12 protein-coding genes and 1 tRNA gene are annotated in these 14,169 nt (G+C 71.2%); 5 read left to right on the top strand and 8 right to left on the bottom strand.

Going from position 1 to position 14,169, the window contains the following annotated elements; all coding sequences use genetic code 11:
* Positions 1-309: 309 nt before the first annotated feature.
* Positions 310-393 (top strand) — tRNA-Gln (locus ACFY00_RS06290).
* A gap of 240 nt (positions 394-633) precedes the next feature.
* On the opposite strand, the gene ACFY00_RS06285 is transcribed toward ACFY00_RS06290, so the two are convergent.
* Together ACFY00_RS06285 and dnaB are read right to left on the bottom strand one after the other, a co-directional pair.
* Positions 634-1,365 carry a hypothetical protein gene (locus tag ACFY00_RS06285; RefSeq protein WP_388027782.1) on the bottom strand — a complete coding sequence of 244 codons (732 nt, stop codon included), beginning with the start codon at positions 1,363-1,365 and terminating at the stop codon, positions 634-636.
* A 229-nt stretch (positions 1,366-1,594) separates the two neighbouring features.
* Entirely contained in the window at positions 1,595-3,136 is a 1,542-nt protein-coding gene (gene dnaB, locus ACFY00_RS06280) for a replicative DNA helicase (protein WP_388028021.1), read from the bottom strand.
* 520 nt (positions 3,137-3,656) lie between these two features.
* Here dnaB and ACFY00_RS06275 point away from each other — a divergent pair.
* Positions 3,657-4,994 carry an MATE family efflux transporter gene (locus ACFY00_RS06275; protein ID WP_388027781.1) on the top strand — a complete coding sequence of 446 codons (1,338 nt, stop codon included), beginning with the start codon at positions 3,657-3,659 and terminating at the stop codon, positions 4,992-4,994.
* 90 nt (positions 4,995-5,084) lie between these two features.
* Here ACFY00_RS06275 and rplI read toward each other — a convergent pair whose 3' ends face one another.
* The 4 genes from rplI to rpsF form a co-directional block, all read right to left on the bottom strand.
* A complete protein-coding gene (gene rplI, locus ACFY00_RS06270) occupies positions 5,085-5,531 on the bottom strand; it encodes a 50S ribosomal protein L9 (RefSeq protein WP_285733940.1) in 447 nt (148 codons plus the stop codon).
* 17 nt (positions 5,532-5,548) lie between these two features.
* Positions 5,549-5,785, bottom strand: coding sequence for a 30S ribosomal protein S18 (rpsR, locus tag ACFY00_RS06265; RefSeq protein WP_030457605.1), 237 nt, complete (start codon positions 5,783-5,785; stop codon positions 5,549-5,551).
* A gap of 68 nt (positions 5,786-5,853) precedes the next feature.
* Entirely contained in the window at positions 5,854-6,441 is a 588-nt protein-coding gene (locus tag ACFY00_RS06260) for a single-stranded DNA-binding protein (RefSeq protein ID WP_388027779.1), read from the bottom strand.
* 101 nt (positions 6,442-6,542) lie between these two features.
* The gene (gene rpsF / locus ACFY00_RS06255; protein ID WP_030457607.1) at positions 6,543-6,833 is read right to left on the bottom strand and encodes a 30S ribosomal protein S6; all 291 of its coding nucleotides are present in this window, start codon (positions 6,831-6,833) and stop codon (positions 6,543-6,545) included.
* Positions 6,834-7,069: 236 nt separating this feature from the next.
* On the opposite strand from rpsF, the gene ACFY00_RS06250 reads away from it, so the two are divergent.
* The 3 genes from ACFY00_RS06250 to ACFY00_RS06240 all read left to right on the top strand — a co-directional run bounded on the left by ACFY00_RS06250 (position 7,070) and on the right by ACFY00_RS06240 (position 9,761).
* Entirely contained in the window at positions 7,070-7,393 is a 324-nt protein-coding gene (locus tag ACFY00_RS06250; protein ID WP_388027778.1) for a hypothetical protein, read from the top strand.
* Between the two features lie 186 nt (positions 7,394-7,579).
* The gene (locus ACFY00_RS06245; protein ID WP_388027776.1) at positions 7,580-8,698 is read left to right on the top strand and encodes a lipid II:glycine glycyltransferase FemX; all 1,119 of its coding nucleotides are present in this window, start codon (positions 7,580-7,582) and stop codon (positions 8,696-8,698) included.
* Between the two features lie 31 nt (positions 8,699-8,729).
* Complete coding sequence (locus ACFY00_RS06240) at positions 8,730-9,761, top strand: alanine racemase (RefSeq protein ID WP_388027773.1); 1,032 nt, start codon at positions 8,730-8,732, stop codon at positions 9,759-9,761.
* 81 nt (positions 9,762-9,842) lie between these two features.
* Here the strand turns inward: ACFY00_RS06240 and ACFY00_RS06235 are convergent, their stop codons facing one another.
* Together ACFY00_RS06235 and ACFY00_RS06230 are read right to left on the bottom strand one after the other, a co-directional pair.
* The gene (locus tag ACFY00_RS06235; protein ID WP_388027771.1) at positions 9,843-11,432 is read right to left on the bottom strand and encodes a glycosyltransferase family 87 protein; all 1,590 of its coding nucleotides are present in this window, start codon (positions 11,430-11,432) and stop codon (positions 9,843-9,845) included.
* A gap of 91 nt (positions 11,433-11,523) precedes the next feature.
* Positions 11,524-13,959 (bottom strand): transglycosylase domain-containing protein, encoded by a 2,436-nt coding sequence (locus tag ACFY00_RS06230; protein ID WP_388027769.1) that lies wholly within the window; start codon positions 13,957-13,959, stop codon positions 11,524-11,526.
* Between the last annotated feature and the right edge of the window lie 210 nt (positions 13,960-14,169).

Here is a 14,169-nt window from a genome sequence, read left to right as displayed (position 1 = left end):
GCGACAGCCCCCTGCAGTTCATCGCCCACCTGCCGCTCGACCACGGCACCGCCGCCGTCTTCCTCTGCGACTTCGACCCCGGCATGTGCGCCAGCTGGCTCGCCGACGGCGGCGCCAACCGCGCCTACCTCTTCCCGCCCGGCACCCCGCTCCGCCCCGCCCCCGCTCCCGACGGCCCCACCCTGCTGCCCGCCACCACCGCCCTGCACCCCGCCGCCCGCCCCGGCCGGAAAACCCGGTGCCCGGCGACCGTCCGTGCCGCACAATCGGGACGGCGCCACCCACCGGATCCCGGTCCGGCCGGGGCCCGCGGGTGTAGCTCAACCGGTCCAGAGCAGCCGCCTCTGAATGCAAGGCGACAGGCTGGGGGTTCAAATCCCCCCACCCGCACCACCAAGCCGTCCTGACGCCGACCCGGCCGACGTCGTAGGGTCTCGCCGCTCGCGTCGGACGACGATCCCGTGACCTGCGGGTCCACCCGCTGTCTCACGTCGTGTCGGACGCTCGGCGTCTCAGCTGCGTGTCGGTAATCGCCGGCCCTGCCGATCGACGGCACTGGCGCGACCCGCTTGACCCGTCTCATCGATTGACGGCGTCTCAGCGAAGTTTGGCCAACTCCTACGGCCGAGCGCTTCAGTCGGCGGGTTGAGTGTTCGGTGTCGATTGCTGTGTCGAGCTGCCGACGCGACTGTCGAGCAATGGCGTGGGCACCGGTGCCACCGAGACCGTCCGCGTCCAGTCCGTCCGGCCCGCGGTCCCACCGCGCACCCCCTCCGGGGCGGGCCAGGTAGCCACCAGATCGTGGTGGCCGGCGAAACGCGAACCTGGGACGGTGTCATGCATCGGTTCACCGTTCAGCCAACAGATCTGCCAGGTGACCGTCTCGGTGTCGAGCAGGCAACACACCCCGCCGCTCGCCGCGGTGAGTCCGGTGAACACCTCCCGGATGCTCGCGGACCGCTCGAACGCCAGACTCATGCCCGTCGTGGCCGCGGTGAAGCGCAGTGACGCGTAGCCGGGGTGCCACCAGGACGTGAACTGGACCGCAAGGTAGATGTATCCGACCGCCAGCCTCCCGCGCTCGTCGCGTTCCCTTCGACTGGTCTCGGAGAACTCACGCATGGCGTCGTCGTCGACGCCGAACATGATCGCGGTATCGAGGTGCAGTGTGCTGCCGTCCGAGCAGTCGACCGGCTCGTTCCTGAAGTTCGAGGTGAACGGCAGGAGCACCTGGTCGCCCCCCGGCAGGGTCACCGTGGTCAGCGGCCCTCCACCGGCCCTCGGCGCCAGTTCGGCAAGCTCAGTCAGTGCGCGGGCGACGTTCCGAGGAGGAACAACGATCTCGTAGCTGTAGTCGACCCCCATGCAGGCAATCCCTTCGTAGGCCGAGCCGGATCCTCCCACGACGTGCCGACCCCAGACCTGGTCATTTTCGCCTGTACTGGCGACCCCGTCCCAGGCGCCAAACCCGGGAAGCCCTCATCTGAGCCCCCGAGGACCCGCTGAACTTCGCTGTCTCACCGCAACGTCGGATCCGACTTCCATCCGACATCGGCGGTGAGATTCCGGCACGAAATTTGAGACCCTACAGACGTCAGGTCACGTCCCTGGTCATGTCGACGAAGCGCGAGTAGTGGCCCTGGAACGCCACGGTGATGGTCGCGGTCGGGCCGTTGCGGTGCTTGGCGACGATCAGGTCGGCCTCGCCCGCGCGGGGGGACTCCTTCTCGTAGGCGTCCTCGCGGTGCAGCAGGATGACCATGTCGGCGTCCTGCTCGATCGAGCCGGACTCGCGCAGGTCGGAGACCATCGGCTTCTTGTCGGTGCGCTGCTCGGGGCCGCGGTTCAGCTGGGAGAGCGCGATCACCGGGATCTCCAGCTCCTTCGCCAGCAGCTTGAGGTTGCGGGACATGTCCGAGACCTCCTGCTGCCGGCTCTCCGCCCGCCGCGACCCGCCGGACTGCATCAGCTGCAGGTAGTCGATGACCACCAGCCGCAGGTCGTTGCGCTGCTTGAGCCGTCGGCACTTGGCCCGGATCTCCATCATCGACAGGTTCGGCGAGTCGTCGATGTACAGCGGCGCCGCACTGACCTCCGGCATCCGCCGGGCCACCCGCGTCCAGTCGTCGTCCGTCATGTTCCCGGACCGCATGTGGTGCAGCGCCACCCGCGCCTCCGCCGACAGCAGTCGCATGGCGATCTCGTTGCGGCCCATTTCGAGCGAGAAGATCACGCTCGGCAGGTTGTTGTGGATCGAGCACGCCCGCGCGAAGTCCAGTGCGAGCGTTGACTTTCCCATGGCCGGGCGGGCCGCGATGACGATCATCTGACCGGGGTGGAGGCCGTTGGTGAGCTGGTCGAAGTCGGCGAAGCCGGTGGGGACGCCGGACATCTGGCCGGAGCGGGAGCCGATGGCCTCGATCTCGTCGAGGGCGCCCTCCATGATGTCGGCGAGGGGGGCGTAGTCCTCGTTGGTGCGCTGCTCGGTGACGGCGTAGATCTCGGCCTGGGCGGCGTTGACGATGTCGTCGACGTCGCCCTCGGCGGCGTAGCCCATGCCCGCGATGCGGGTGCCGGCCTCGACCAGGCGGCGCAGGACGGCGCGTTCGTGGACGATCTCGGCGTAGTACTCGGCGTTGGCCGCGGTGGGGACGGAGTTGACCAGGGTGTGCAGGTAGGAGGCGCCGCCGACGCGGGCCAGCTCGCCGCGCTTGGTGAGTTCGCCGGCCACGGTGATCGGGTCGGCGGGCTCGCCGCGGGCGTAGAGGTCGAGGATCGCGCCGTGGATGAGTTCGTGGGCGGGGCGGTAGTAGTCGGCGGGCTTGAGCACCTCGACGACGTCCGCGATGGCGTCCTTGGAGAGCAGCATGCCGCCGAGCACGGACTGCTCGGCCGCGAGGTCCTGCGGGGGGACGCGTTCGAACCCCTCGCCGCCGAAGCCCCCCTCGCGCTCGCCGTCCCGGTCGCGGCGCTCGCCCTTGCCGGGGAAGCGGTCGCCGCCCTTGCCGCCGTCGCGCCGCTGGAAGCCGCCGCCCGACCCGCCGGAGCCACCGGAGCCGCCGTCGCGCCCGGCCGGGCCGCCGGAGCGGCGGGTGACCGGCAGGCGGTCGCCCGGGACGTCGGGGAAGGCGTCCAGCGGGAAGGCGTCGTCGGAGGGCTGCCAGTCGTCCTCCGGCGGCGGGGCGTCGTGGTCGTCGTACTGGGGGCCGGTCACGCGTGTTCCCCGATCAGCGAGCGTGCGAAGTTGGTACGGGCCGGGCCGGTGACGTACCGTCTTCGGCGCCTGTCCTTCTTACGGTACCGAGCCGACAGCGGCCGCCCCGCGCGGGTCACCCCGAACGGCCGCCGGTCCGGCCCGCGCCAGGCTACGCGGGGGCCGCCGCGACGGGCGATGTTATCCACAGGGGATGTGGATAACCGCTCCGAGCCTGTGGAGAACTCCACCAAAGCTGTGCACAACCCTGTGGATAACCATCCTATCGGCCCGATGTCAACTCGCTGACCTGCGACTACTCCCCACTTAGCCTGTGCATGAGAAATTCTTCACACGGCCGGGGCCTCCACCGAAGAGGCGTTCGACACATCCGCCGTCCACAGCCTGGGTAAGAGTCCAAATACATCTGTACCCATTACCTGTGGATGAGTAGGCTGACCCCATGCCCGCCAGATCCCCCGCCGCCGCCGAGCGCCGCCGCCACGACCGGGAGATCCTCGCCCTGGCCGTCCCGGCCTTCGGCGCCCTGGTCGCCGAGCCGCTGTTCCTGATGGCCGACTCGGCGATCGTCGGACACCTCGGCACCGCCCAGCTCGCCGGCCTGGGCGTCGCCTCCGCCGCGCTCACCACCGTCGTCGGCGTGTTCGCCTTCCTCGCGTACGCCACCACCGCCGCGGTGGCCCGCCGGATCGGGGCGGGCGACCGGCGGGCCGCCGTGCAGCAGGGCGTCGACGGGATCTGGCTGGCACTGCTGCTCTCGGTCGGCGTGGTGGCGCTGACCCTGCTGCTGGCCCCGCAGGCCGCCCGACTGCTCGGCGCCTCCGCCACCGCCGCCCCGCACGCCGTCACCTACCTGCGGATCAGCGCGCTCGGCGTCCCCGCGATGCTGCTGGTGCTGGCCGCCACCGGCGTGCTGCGCGGCTTCCAGGACACCCGCACCCCGCTGCTGGTGGCGATCGGCGGGTTCACCGCCAACCTGCTGCTCAACCTGGGCCTGGTGTACGGCGCGGGCCTGGGCGTGGCGGGCTCCGCCTGGGGCACCGTGATCGCCCAGAACGCGATGGCCGCGGTGTACGTCGCGGTGGTGGTCCGCGGCGCCCGCCGGGAGGGCGCCACCCTGCGGCCGGACGCCCCCGGCATCCGCGCCTCGGCCCGGGCCGGCGGCCCGCTGCTGGTGCGCACCCTGAGCCTGCGCGCGGTGCTGCTGCTGGCCACCGCGGTGGCCGCGAACCTGGGCGACGCCGAGGTCGCGGCCCACCAGATCACCATGACCGTCTGGTCCTTCGTCGCCTTCGCGCTGGACGCGGTGGCGATCGCCGGGCAGGCCATCATCGGCCGCTACCTGGGCGCGGGCGACCTGCCGGGCACCCGGGCGGCGACCCGGCGGATGGTGGAGTGGGGCCTGGGCGCGGGCGTGCTGTTCGGGCTGCTGATGGTGCTGGGACGGCCGCTGTACGTCCCGCTGTTCAGCTCCGACCCGGCCGTGCGGCACCAGCTGTCCGCGGCACTGCTGCTGGCCGCGCTGACCCAGCCGGTGGGCGGGCTGGTGTTCGTGCTGGACGGCGTGCTGATGGGCGCGGGCGACGGCCGCTACCTGGCCTGGGCGATGCTGGCCACCCTGCTGGTGTTCGTCCCGGCGGCGCTGGCGGTGCCCGCGCTGGGCCTGGGGCTGGCCGGGCTGTGGTGGGCGATGAACCTGTTCATGCTGACCCGGGCCGGGTTCCTGGTCGGCCGGGTGCGCACCGGCCACTGGATGGTCACCGGCGCCGTCCGGTCCTGAACCGCGGGGGGACGGCCCGCGCGGGGAACGGCCGGAGGGCCGGACCCCGCGAACGGGGTCCGGCCCTCCGGACTTGCGCTACTGCTGCGCTCAGGCGGCGACGACGTTGACGTCGAGGTTGGCCTGGACGTCGGCGTGCAGCTTGACCGAGACCTTGTGACTGCCCACGGTCTTGATCGGCGAGGCGATCGCGACGGCGCGCTTGTCCACGGCCGGGCCGCTGGCGGCCTTGATGGCCTCCACGACGTCGGCCTGGGTCACCGAGCCGAACAGGCGGCCGGCCTCGCCGGAGCGGACGGCCAGCTTGACCTGGAGACCCTCCAGCTTGGCCTTGACCTCGTTGGCCGCCTCCAGGGTCTGGATGGCGTGGATCTTCCGGGCGCGACGGATGGCGTCGACGTCCTTCTGACCGCCCTTGGTCCAGCGGATGGCGAAGCCGCGCGGGACCAGGAAGTTGCGGGCGTAGCCGTCCTTGACCTCGACGACCTCGCCGGCGCTGCCGAGGCCGGGAACCTCGTGAGTGAGGATGATCTTCATTCTTCGGTCACCCTCTCTTAGCGCGTGGTGGAGGTGTAGGGCAGCAGCGCCATCTCACGGCTGTTCTTCACGGCCGTGGCGACGTCACGCTGGTGCTGGGTGCAGTTGCCGGTGACCCGGCGGGCACGGATCTTGCCGCGGTCGGAGATGAACTTCCGCAGCAGGTTCGTGTCCTTGTAGTCCACGTACGTGGCCTTGTCCTTGCAGAAGACGCAAACCTTCTTCTTCGGCTTGCGAGCAGGCGGCTTCGCCATTGTGTGCTCCGTTAGGTACGAGATCTGTCAGCATCGGCGGGCCCGCGGGGGCCCGGCCGTGCACCGCTTTAGAACGGGGGCTCTTCCGAGTAGCCGCCGCCGGAGTTGCCACCCCAGCCGCCGCCCTGGTTGGACGAGGGGGCGCTGGACGCCCACGGGTCGTCGGACGGACCCTGGTTGCCGCCGCCGGAGTTGCCACCCCAGCCGCCGCCGCCCTGGTTGCCGCCGGCGAAGCCGCCGCCACCCTGCTGGCCGCCGCCGAAGCCGCCGCCACCGCCCGGACCGCCGGTCCGGTTGGCGCGGGTGACCTTGGCGGTCGCCGAGCGCAGGCTCGGGCCGACCTCATCGACCTCGACCTCGAAGACCGTCCGCTTCTCGCCCTCCTTGGTCTCGTAAGACCGCTGGCGCAGTCGGCCCTGCACGATCACGCGCATGCCGCGCTGCAGGGACTCGGCCACGTTCTCCGCCGGCTGGCGCCAGACGTTGCACGTGAGGAAGAGGCTCTCGCCGTCCTTCCACTCGTTGGTCTGGCGGTCGAAGGTGCGCGGGGTGGACGCGATACGGAACTTGGCCACCGCGGCACCCGAAGGGGTGAAGCGCAGCTCGGGGTCGTCGACGAGGTTGCCGACGAGGGTGATGACGGTCTCGCCTGCCATGTGGTGATGACCTCTCGGAAAGAAGTTCTGCGGTGCTCGTCAGCGGTGTTCCACGTGGAACACCGGACGTGAACCCTCCGGCGCGGACGCCGGGAGTGGGCTCAGTGGGTGTCCGGGCGCAGGACCTTGGTCCGCAGAACCGACTCGCTCAGGCTGAACTGGCGGTCGAGCTCCTTGACGACCTCGGGCGTGGCCTTGAGGTCGATGACCGAGTAGATGCCCTCGGACTGCTTGTTGATCTCGTACGCCAGGCGACGACGACCCCAGGTGTCGACCTTCTCAACCTTGCCGCCGCTGGTGCGGACGACGTTGAGGAAGCTCTCGATCAGGGGGGAGACAGCGCGCTCCTCGACCGAGGGGTCGAGGATGACCATCACCTCGTAGTGACGCATGTGTAACCCACCTCCTTTGGACTCAACGGCCACGGCGTTTCCGTGGCAGGAGGGTTGTGCGCGTCGGCACCGGTGGTTGCGGGCATGCGGGCACGCCCCTACACCAGTGCAGAGGGGCAAGCCTACCGGGTGAGCCGACCGGCGGACAAAACAGTTGTCCACCTGGGTTGTCATCTCGGTCACATCGGCCGCAACCTGGACAGAACGAACGTTCCCTCCCCCAGGAGGTGGGTCCCATGGCACAGGCCGCACCCAGGCCGCGGCAGCAGCACCGGCCGCAGTTCACCCTCAACACCGACGGACACCCGCACCCGCGGGAGAACGCGCTGGTCGGCGTGACCGTCCTGCTCGGCGTGGTCGCCTTCGTCACCTCGTTCTTCGACAACCTGCACATCCTGACCTCGTGGACCGGTCTGATCGGCGTGATCACCGGTCTGACCGGGCTGTTCGTCTCGGTGACCACCGCAGAGCGCTTCGCGGTCGTCATCGGCACCGGCGCCGCCGCGTTCGGCCTGTTCCTCGGAGTCGCGCACGGCGGCCTGTTCGGGGGCGTGTGGTGACCCCCGGGCGCGGCGGGGGGTGAACCTTCGGCCCGCCGCGCAACCTCCGATGCCCTCCCGGCGTAGTACCTGTACCAGCGGGTGCGTGCGGGGGGGCATCATCATGTCGGGTCGGTTCCCGGTCGAATCGGACCATTCGGGCGATAGGGTCACCATGGGTAGATCCGACGAGGAGGAGCACGCGGCATGAGCCTGCGACTGCGGACGATCACGCGCGAGGAGCACCTGGCCTTCATCGAGAGCCGGCCCTCGGCCAGCCACATGCAGGTGCCCTCCTGGGCGGACGTGAAGGCGGAGTGGCGCGCGGAGAGCCTGGGATGGTTCGACGCCTCCGGCGCGATCGTCGGCGCCGGGCTGGTCCTCTACCGCCAACTGCCGAAGGTGAAGCGGTACTTGGCGTACCTGCCGGAGGGCCCGGTGATCGACTGGTTCGACCAGGACCTCGACCGCTGGCTCAAGCCGATGCTGGCGCACCTGAAGTCGCAGGGCGCGTTCTCGGTGAAGATGGGCCCGCCGGTGGTGGTCCGCCGCTGGGAGGCCAGCACCATCAAGGACGCCATCGCGGGCAAGCAGGCCAAGCGGCTGCGCGACCTCGACCCGGACTTCGCCGAGCCGCGCGCCCTGGAGACCGCCGAGCGGCTGCGCCGGTCCGGCTGGCTGCAGGGCGAGGACGGCGGCGCGGGCTTCGGTGACGTCCAGCCCCGGTACGTGTTCCAGGTGCCGCTCGGCGGCCGCTCGCTGGACGACGTGCAGCGCGGCTTCAACCAGCTGTGGCGGCGCAACATCAAGAAGGCCGAGAAGAGCGGCGTCGAGGTGGTCCAGGGCGGCTACGAGGACCTCGCGGTCTTCCACAAGCTGTACGTGGTCACCGCCGAGCGCGACCACTTCACGCCCCGGCCGCTGTCCTACTTCCAGCGGATGTGGCAGGCCCTCACCGCCGAGGACCCGAACCGGATGCGGCTCTACATCGCCTACCACGAGGGCGAGCCGCTGGCCGCGACCACGATGCTGGTGGTCGGCGAGCACGTCTGGTACTCCTACGGCGCCTCCGCCAACCACAAGCGCGAGGTCAAGCCGTCCAACGCGATCCAGTGGCGGATGATCCGGGACTCCTACGCGCTCGGCGCGAGCGTCTACGACCTGCGCGGGATCAGCGACACGCTGGACGAGGACGACCACCTGTTCGGGCTGATCCAGTTCAAGGTCGGCACCGGCGGCCAGGCCGCGGAGTACCTCGGCGAGTGGGACTACCCGCTCAACAAGCTGCTGCACAAGGCGCTCGACCTCTACATGTCGCGTCGTTGAGCCACCTGAAGAACACCACGGGGAGAACGCCATGACCTTGACGATGTACGTGGACACCGGCCGCTGGCGGGCGCACCAGCGCGGACTGCTGGCCGAGTTCACCGGGCTGGTCCCGGTCGCCAAGGGCAACGGCTACGGCTTCGGCAACGTCCGGCTGGCCGCCGAGGCGGCCCGGCTGGACGTCCCGATGCTGGCGGTCGGCAGCACGGACGAGGCGGCCGCGGTGGCCGACGCCTTCCCCGGGGACCTGCTGGTGCTCACCCCGCACCGGCCCGGCGAGCCCGAGGTCGACCTGCCCGCCGGCCGGGTGGTGCGCACCGTCGCGCACGCCGAGGCGCTGGCCGCGCTGCCCGCCGGGACGCGGGTCGTGGTCGAGTGCATGACCTCGATGCGGCGGCACGGCGTCGCGGTCGGCGAGCTGCCCCGGCTGCCGGTGCGCCACCTGACCGTGGAGGGCTTCGCCCTGCACCTGCCGCTGGACCGGCCGGACGGCAGCGACCCGGTGGACGAGGTGGACCGGCTGGTCCGGGCGATCGACGGGGCCGGGCTGCCCACCACCACCGTCTACCTCAGCCACCTGTCCGCCAAGGACGGGCTGCGGCTGGCCGAGCGGCACCCCGACACCGAGTTCCGCTCCCGGATCGGCACCCGGCTGTGGCTGGGCGACGTGGAGGCGCTGTCCTCCCGGGCCGCCGTCCTGGACGTCACCCCGGTCGCCCGCGGCGAGCGCTACGGCTACCGGCAGCACAAGGCCCCCTCCGAGGGCCACCTGCTGGTGGTGGGCGGCGGCACCGCGCACGGCGTCGGCCTGGAGGCGCCCAAGTACGTGCACGGGGTGCTGCCGCGGGCCAGGGGGCTGGCCCGGGCCGGCCTGGCCACCGTCAACCGGACGCTCTCTCCGTACTCCTGGCAGGGCAAGCAGCTGTGGTTCGCCGAGCCGCCGCACATGCAGGTGTCGATCCTGTTCCTGCCCGGCGAGCTCAAGCCGCCCGCGATCGGCGACGAGCTGGCGCTGACCGTCCGCCACACCACCACCCACTTCGACCGGGTGGTCGAGCGGTAGGGGCCCGGGCCGCGCGACGCCGGAGCCCGCCCGCCGGACCACGGCGGGCGGGCTCCGGTGCGTCCGGGGCGCGGGCTGCGGCTACTCGGCGGGCTTCGGCTCGGGGCCGGCCCCGGCGCCCGGCTCCACCTCGCCCAGCGCTTCCGGGTCCTTGCTCAGCCAGTCCCGCTCCGGGGCGTAGGCCGCGTACGTCTCCTGCTCGCGCAGGGCGCGGGCGGAGCCGAGCACGAACCGGTCCGGGGCGCCGTCCAGCACGCCGCCCGAGGGGTCGTCGCTGCCGTCCCAGCGGACCGGGTCGTGGTCGGGCTGCAGGATGTCGCGGACCACCACGTAGCAGACGTACAGGGTGCCGACCAGGTGCAGGGCGATGGCGAAGTGGTACCACTGCTGGTCGATGCCGTGGTGCTTGCCGTCGCCGTTGTAGGCCAGGTACGACCAGACGCCGAGGAAGTACAGCACCTCGCAGGCCTGCCAGATCAGGAAGTCGCGCCAGCGCGGCCGGGCCAGCGCGGCCAGCGGGATCAGCCAGAGCACGTACTGCGGCGAGTAGACCTTGTTGGTCAGGATGAACGCCGCCACCACCAGGAAGGCGAGCTGGGCGAAGCGCGGGCGGCGCGGGGCGCTGATCGCGAGCCAGCCGACCGCCAGGCAGCTGAGCACCAGCAGGACGGCGATCCAGGTGTTCAGGGTCTCCAGGTTCTTGCCCTTGCGGATGCCCTGCATCAGGATCAGCCAGAACGAGCCGTAGTCCTCCCGGCGGGTCTGGCTGAAGCTGTAGAAGGTCACCCAGCCCTTCCAGTTGGCCAGCATGATCGGCAGGTTGACCACCAGCCAGGCGCCGGCCGCGCCGCCGAACGCCTGGCCGAGCTCCTTCCACTTGCCGGCCCGCAGGCAGAGCACCAGCAGCGGGCCCAGCAGCAGCACCGGGTAGAGCTTGGCGGCGGTGGCCAGCCCGATGAAGACGCCCGCCCAGACCGGCTTGGAGTTCGACCAGTAGGCCATCGCCACCGCGGCCAGGGCGACCGCCAGCAGGTCCCAGTTGATGGTGGCGTTCAGCGCCAGGGCCGGGGCCAGGGCGAACAGCAGCGCGTCCCACGGGCGGCGGCGCTGGGTGCGGGAGGTGGCGACCACCGCGACCACGGCGCAGATCATCAGCATCCCGGCGTTGACCATCCAGAACCACTGCTCACGGCTCATCAGGTCGCCGCTGTGGGTGGTCAGCCAGGCCGCGACCTGCATGAACAGGCCGGTCAGCACCGGGTACTCCAGGTACTGCATGTCCGGCGAGCCCTGCGGGATCGGGTCCAGGTACGGGTGCAGCCCGTCGGCGAAGCCGCGACCGGAGAACAGGTGCGGGATGTCGCTGTAACAGGCCTTCGTGTACTGGGTGGTGGCGCCGTGGAACCAGCCGTCGGTGTAGCACGGGGCCTTCTGGAACAGACCCAGCACGTAGACCGCGATGACCGCCAGCGCGAGGAACTTGGCCGGCGTCCACCAGGAGACCCCCAGCAGCGCCCGGCGCCCGGGCGGGCCGCCGAACAGCTCGCTGCCCGCCTCCGCGACCGGGTCCTCGTCCGCGGGCACCACCACGGTGTTGGGCAGCGGACCGTCGGCCTGTGCGGGGCCGGGCGGCGAGGTCTCGTCACGAAGGCTGGAGGTCATGGCGCACATACTGCCGCACCGTCCGGTGCAATCGAAGAGGGGCACGGGATCGCCCTCGCGATCCGTGCCCCTCTGCGGTGTTTGCGCCGGGATGCGGCGGCTACTGCGTGGTGGTGCCGGCGGTGGTCCCGCCGTTCCGGCCCCCGCCGCCGCCACCGGTCGTCCCGCCGGTCGTGCCGCCGGTCGTCCCGCCGTTCGTCCCCGAGCTCGGGCTGGAGGTCGGGCACAGGGCCGGGATCAGGCAGCCCGACGGGGACGAGGTCGGCGAGGTCGGACGCCCGCTGGGCTTGCCGCTCTGGCGGTCGGACGCGGACGGCGACGGGTCGGGCGTCTCGCTCGGCACCTGCTCGGTCGGCGGGGCCGTGGGCGTCTCGGAGCTGGAGGCCGAGGCCGAGGGCGAGGCGGTGGCCGGGGCCCCGGAGGAGTCGACCTCCTCGCCCCAGGTGCCGGACGGCGGCGTGAAGTTGCGCGGGTTGCCCGGGCCGACCACCTTCATGTAACGGGTGAAGATGTCCGCCGGGTAGTCGCCGCCGTGCACCTCCTTCTTGCCGCCGGTGCCCTCCAGGGTGAGCGGCTCCTTCTTCTCCTTGTCGTTCACGTCGTCGCGCCACATGCCGACCGCGGTGGACAGGCTCGGCGTGTAGCCGACGAACCAGGCCGAGACGCTGCGGTCGGTGGTGCCGGTCTTGCCGGCCACCGGGAAGCCCAGCTCGGCGGTCTTGCTGCCGGTGCCGTTCTTCGCCGCGTTCTGCAGCACGTCGGTGATGGTGTCGGCGACCAGCGGGTCCAGCGCCGTCCTCGGCGTCGGCTTGGTGAACTGCGTCAGCTCCTTGCCGCGGAACTTCACCGAGGTCACCGAGTACGGGTCGAGCTGCTGGCCGTGCGCCGCGAACACCGAGTAGGCCGAGGCCATCCGGATCGAGCTCGGCGTCGAGGTGCCCAGCGGCAGGGTCAGCGTGTCGGCCCCTGCCAGGGTCTCCTTGCGCAGCCCGAGGTTCTCCGCCATCGCGACGACCTTGTCGCCGCCGACGTCCTGGCCCAGCTGCACGAACGGCACGTTGTACGACCACTGCATGGCCGTCCGCAGCGTCACGTACCCCTTGTTGCCGGGGTCGCTGTTCTTCTGGTGGTAGGGCTGGCCGTCGTCGCCGATCGCCTTGCTGCCGTCGGCGCGGTAGATCTGCGCCTTGTCGTCGGCCAGGTAGCGGGAGTCCGGGTTGATCTTGGCCGGCTTGCCGTCCGGACCGTTCTTGGTGAGGACGCCGTCCTCCATCGCGGCGGCCAGCACGAAGGGCTTGAAGGTCGAGCCGACCAGGACCGAGCCGTCCGCGTTGTTGCTGTAGTGGCCGTTCTCCGCGCCCGGGCCGCCGTAGACGGCCACGATCGCCCCGTCGCCCGGCAGCACCGAGGCGGCGCCCACCTGGACGTTCTTGTCCTGCTCCCGGTCCGGCTTCAGGGTGGCCGCCGAGAAGTCGTCCACGGCCTTCTTCAGGGCGTCGACCTTGTCCTTCTGGAAGGTGGTGCGGATCTCGTAGCCGCCGCGGTCCAGGGCCGCCGGGGTGATGCTCGGGTCCTTGACGCTGACGTACTGCTTGGCCATCTGGACCAGGTAGGTGATCTCGCCGGTGGTCTTGGTGACCTTCTGCGCGTCGATCGGCTCGGGGAAGTCCTTGCACTTGGCCCGGTCCTCGGCGGACAGCACCTTGGTGGTGACCATCCGGTCCAGGATCCAGTTCCAGCGCCCCACCATGCGCTCGTGGTTGGCCTTGCTCAGGCTGGGGTCGTACAGGCCCGCGCCCTTCAGCAGGCCCGCCAGCATGGCGCCCTGGCAGACGTCGACCTTGCTGGCGTCGACGCCGTAGTACGCCTGCGCGGCCGCCTGGATGCCGGTCGCGCCGCGGCCGAACCAGCTGGTGTTCAGGTAGCCCTCGAGGATCTGGTCCTTGGTCTTCTCACCGTTGACCTTCAGGGTGATGAAGAACTCCTTGGCCTTCCGGGAGAGCGTCTGGTCCTGCGAGAGGTAGACGTTCTTCACGTACTGCTGGGTGATGGTCGAACCGCCCTGGGTCTCGCCGCCGGTGGCCATCTTGTAGACGGCGCGGGCGATGCCCTTGGGGTCGATGCCGGAGTCGGTGCGGAAGGTGGCGTTCTCCGCCGCGATGACCGCGTCCTGGGCGGGGCGGCTGATCTGCGAGAGCTCCACCAGCTGCTGGTTCTCGGTGCCGGTGCGGGCCATCTCGCTGCCGTCGGCCCAGTAGTAGACGTTGCTCTGGATCTCCAGCGGGGTCTTCTCGTTCGGCACCTGGACCATCGCGTAGGCGAGGCCGACCGCGGCCACGCTGCCGCCGAAGAAGACCAGGAACAGGCTCAGCACCTGCTTCCAGGACGGCACCCAGCGCCGGAAGCCGGTCTTGCCGAACCGCGGGTAGTCGATCATCCGCTTCTTGCCCGGCCTGCCGTTGCGCCCGGCGGCCCGGCCGCCCTGCGGTCCGCCGCCGTCGCCGCCACCGCCGCCCTTGCGGGACTGCTTGCGCATCTCCGCCCGGGTCAGCCGGGGCTGCTCGGCGGTCTCCCGCGCGGCGCGCCGTCCACCGGGTCCGCCCGGGCCGCCCTGGCCGGGCACCTGGCGACCGGCCCGGCCCAGGCCGGGCTGCCCGCCGCCCGGACGACCCGGACCGCCCGGACCCCCGCGGCCGTACTCGGGAGCGCCCTCGACCGGGTTCCCGTACGCATACGGCCTTCCGGA

This window comes from Kitasatospora sp. NPDC001540, assembly GCF_042894345.1.
Classification (GTDB): domain Bacteria; phylum Actinomycetota; class Actinomycetes; order Streptomycetales; family Streptomycetaceae; genus Kitasatospora; species Kitasatospora phosalacinea_C.
The sequence above is the reverse complement of the archived record's forward strand: the minus strand, read 5'-3'. Positions and strand labels throughout refer to the sequence as shown.

Bases quoted from the DNA above. Each gene is read 5' to 3' on its own strand.
- ACFY00_RS06250 (WP_388027778.1), top strand. From the start codon at position 7,070: ATGGCACAGGCCGCACCCAGGCCGCGGCAGCAGCACCGGCCGCAGTTC.
- rpsR (WP_030457605.1), bottom strand. From the start codon at position 5,785: ATGGCGAAGCCGCCTGCTCGCAAGCCGAAGAAGAAGGTTTGCGTCTTC.
- ACFY00_RS06285 (WP_388027782.1), bottom strand. From the start codon at position 1,365: ATGGGGGTCGACTACAGCTACGAGATCGTTGTTCCTCCTCGGAACGTC.
- ACFY00_RS06275 (WP_388027781.1), top strand. From the start codon at position 3,657: ATGCCCGCCAGATCCCCCGCCGCCGCCGAGCGCCGCCGCCACGACCGG.
- rplI (WP_285733940.1), bottom strand. From the start codon at position 5,531: ATGAAGATCATCCTCACTCACGAGGTTCCCGGCCTCGGCAGCGCCGGC.
- ACFY00_RS06235 (WP_388027771.1), bottom strand. From the start codon at position 11,432: ATGTGCGCCATGACCTCCAGCCTTCGTGACGAGACCTCGCCGCCCGGC.
- ACFY00_RS06230 (WP_388027769.1), bottom strand. From the start codon at position 13,959: ATGCGCAAGCAGTCCCGCAAGGGCGGCGGTGGCGGCGACGGCGGCGGA.
- ACFY00_RS06240 (WP_388027773.1), top strand. From the start codon at position 8,730: ATGACCTTGACGATGTACGTGGACACCGGCCGCTGGCGGGCGCACCAG.
- ACFY00_RS06260 (WP_388027779.1), bottom strand. From the start codon at position 6,441: ATGGCAGGCGAGACCGTCATCACCCTCGTCGGCAACCTCGTCGACGAC.
- rpsF (WP_030457607.1), bottom strand. From the start codon at position 6,833: ATGCGTCACTACGAGGTGATGGTCATCCTCGACCCCTCGGTCGAGGAG.
- ACFY00_RS06245 (WP_388027776.1), top strand. From the start codon at position 7,580: ATGAGCCTGCGACTGCGGACGATCACGCGCGAGGAGCACCTGGCCTTC.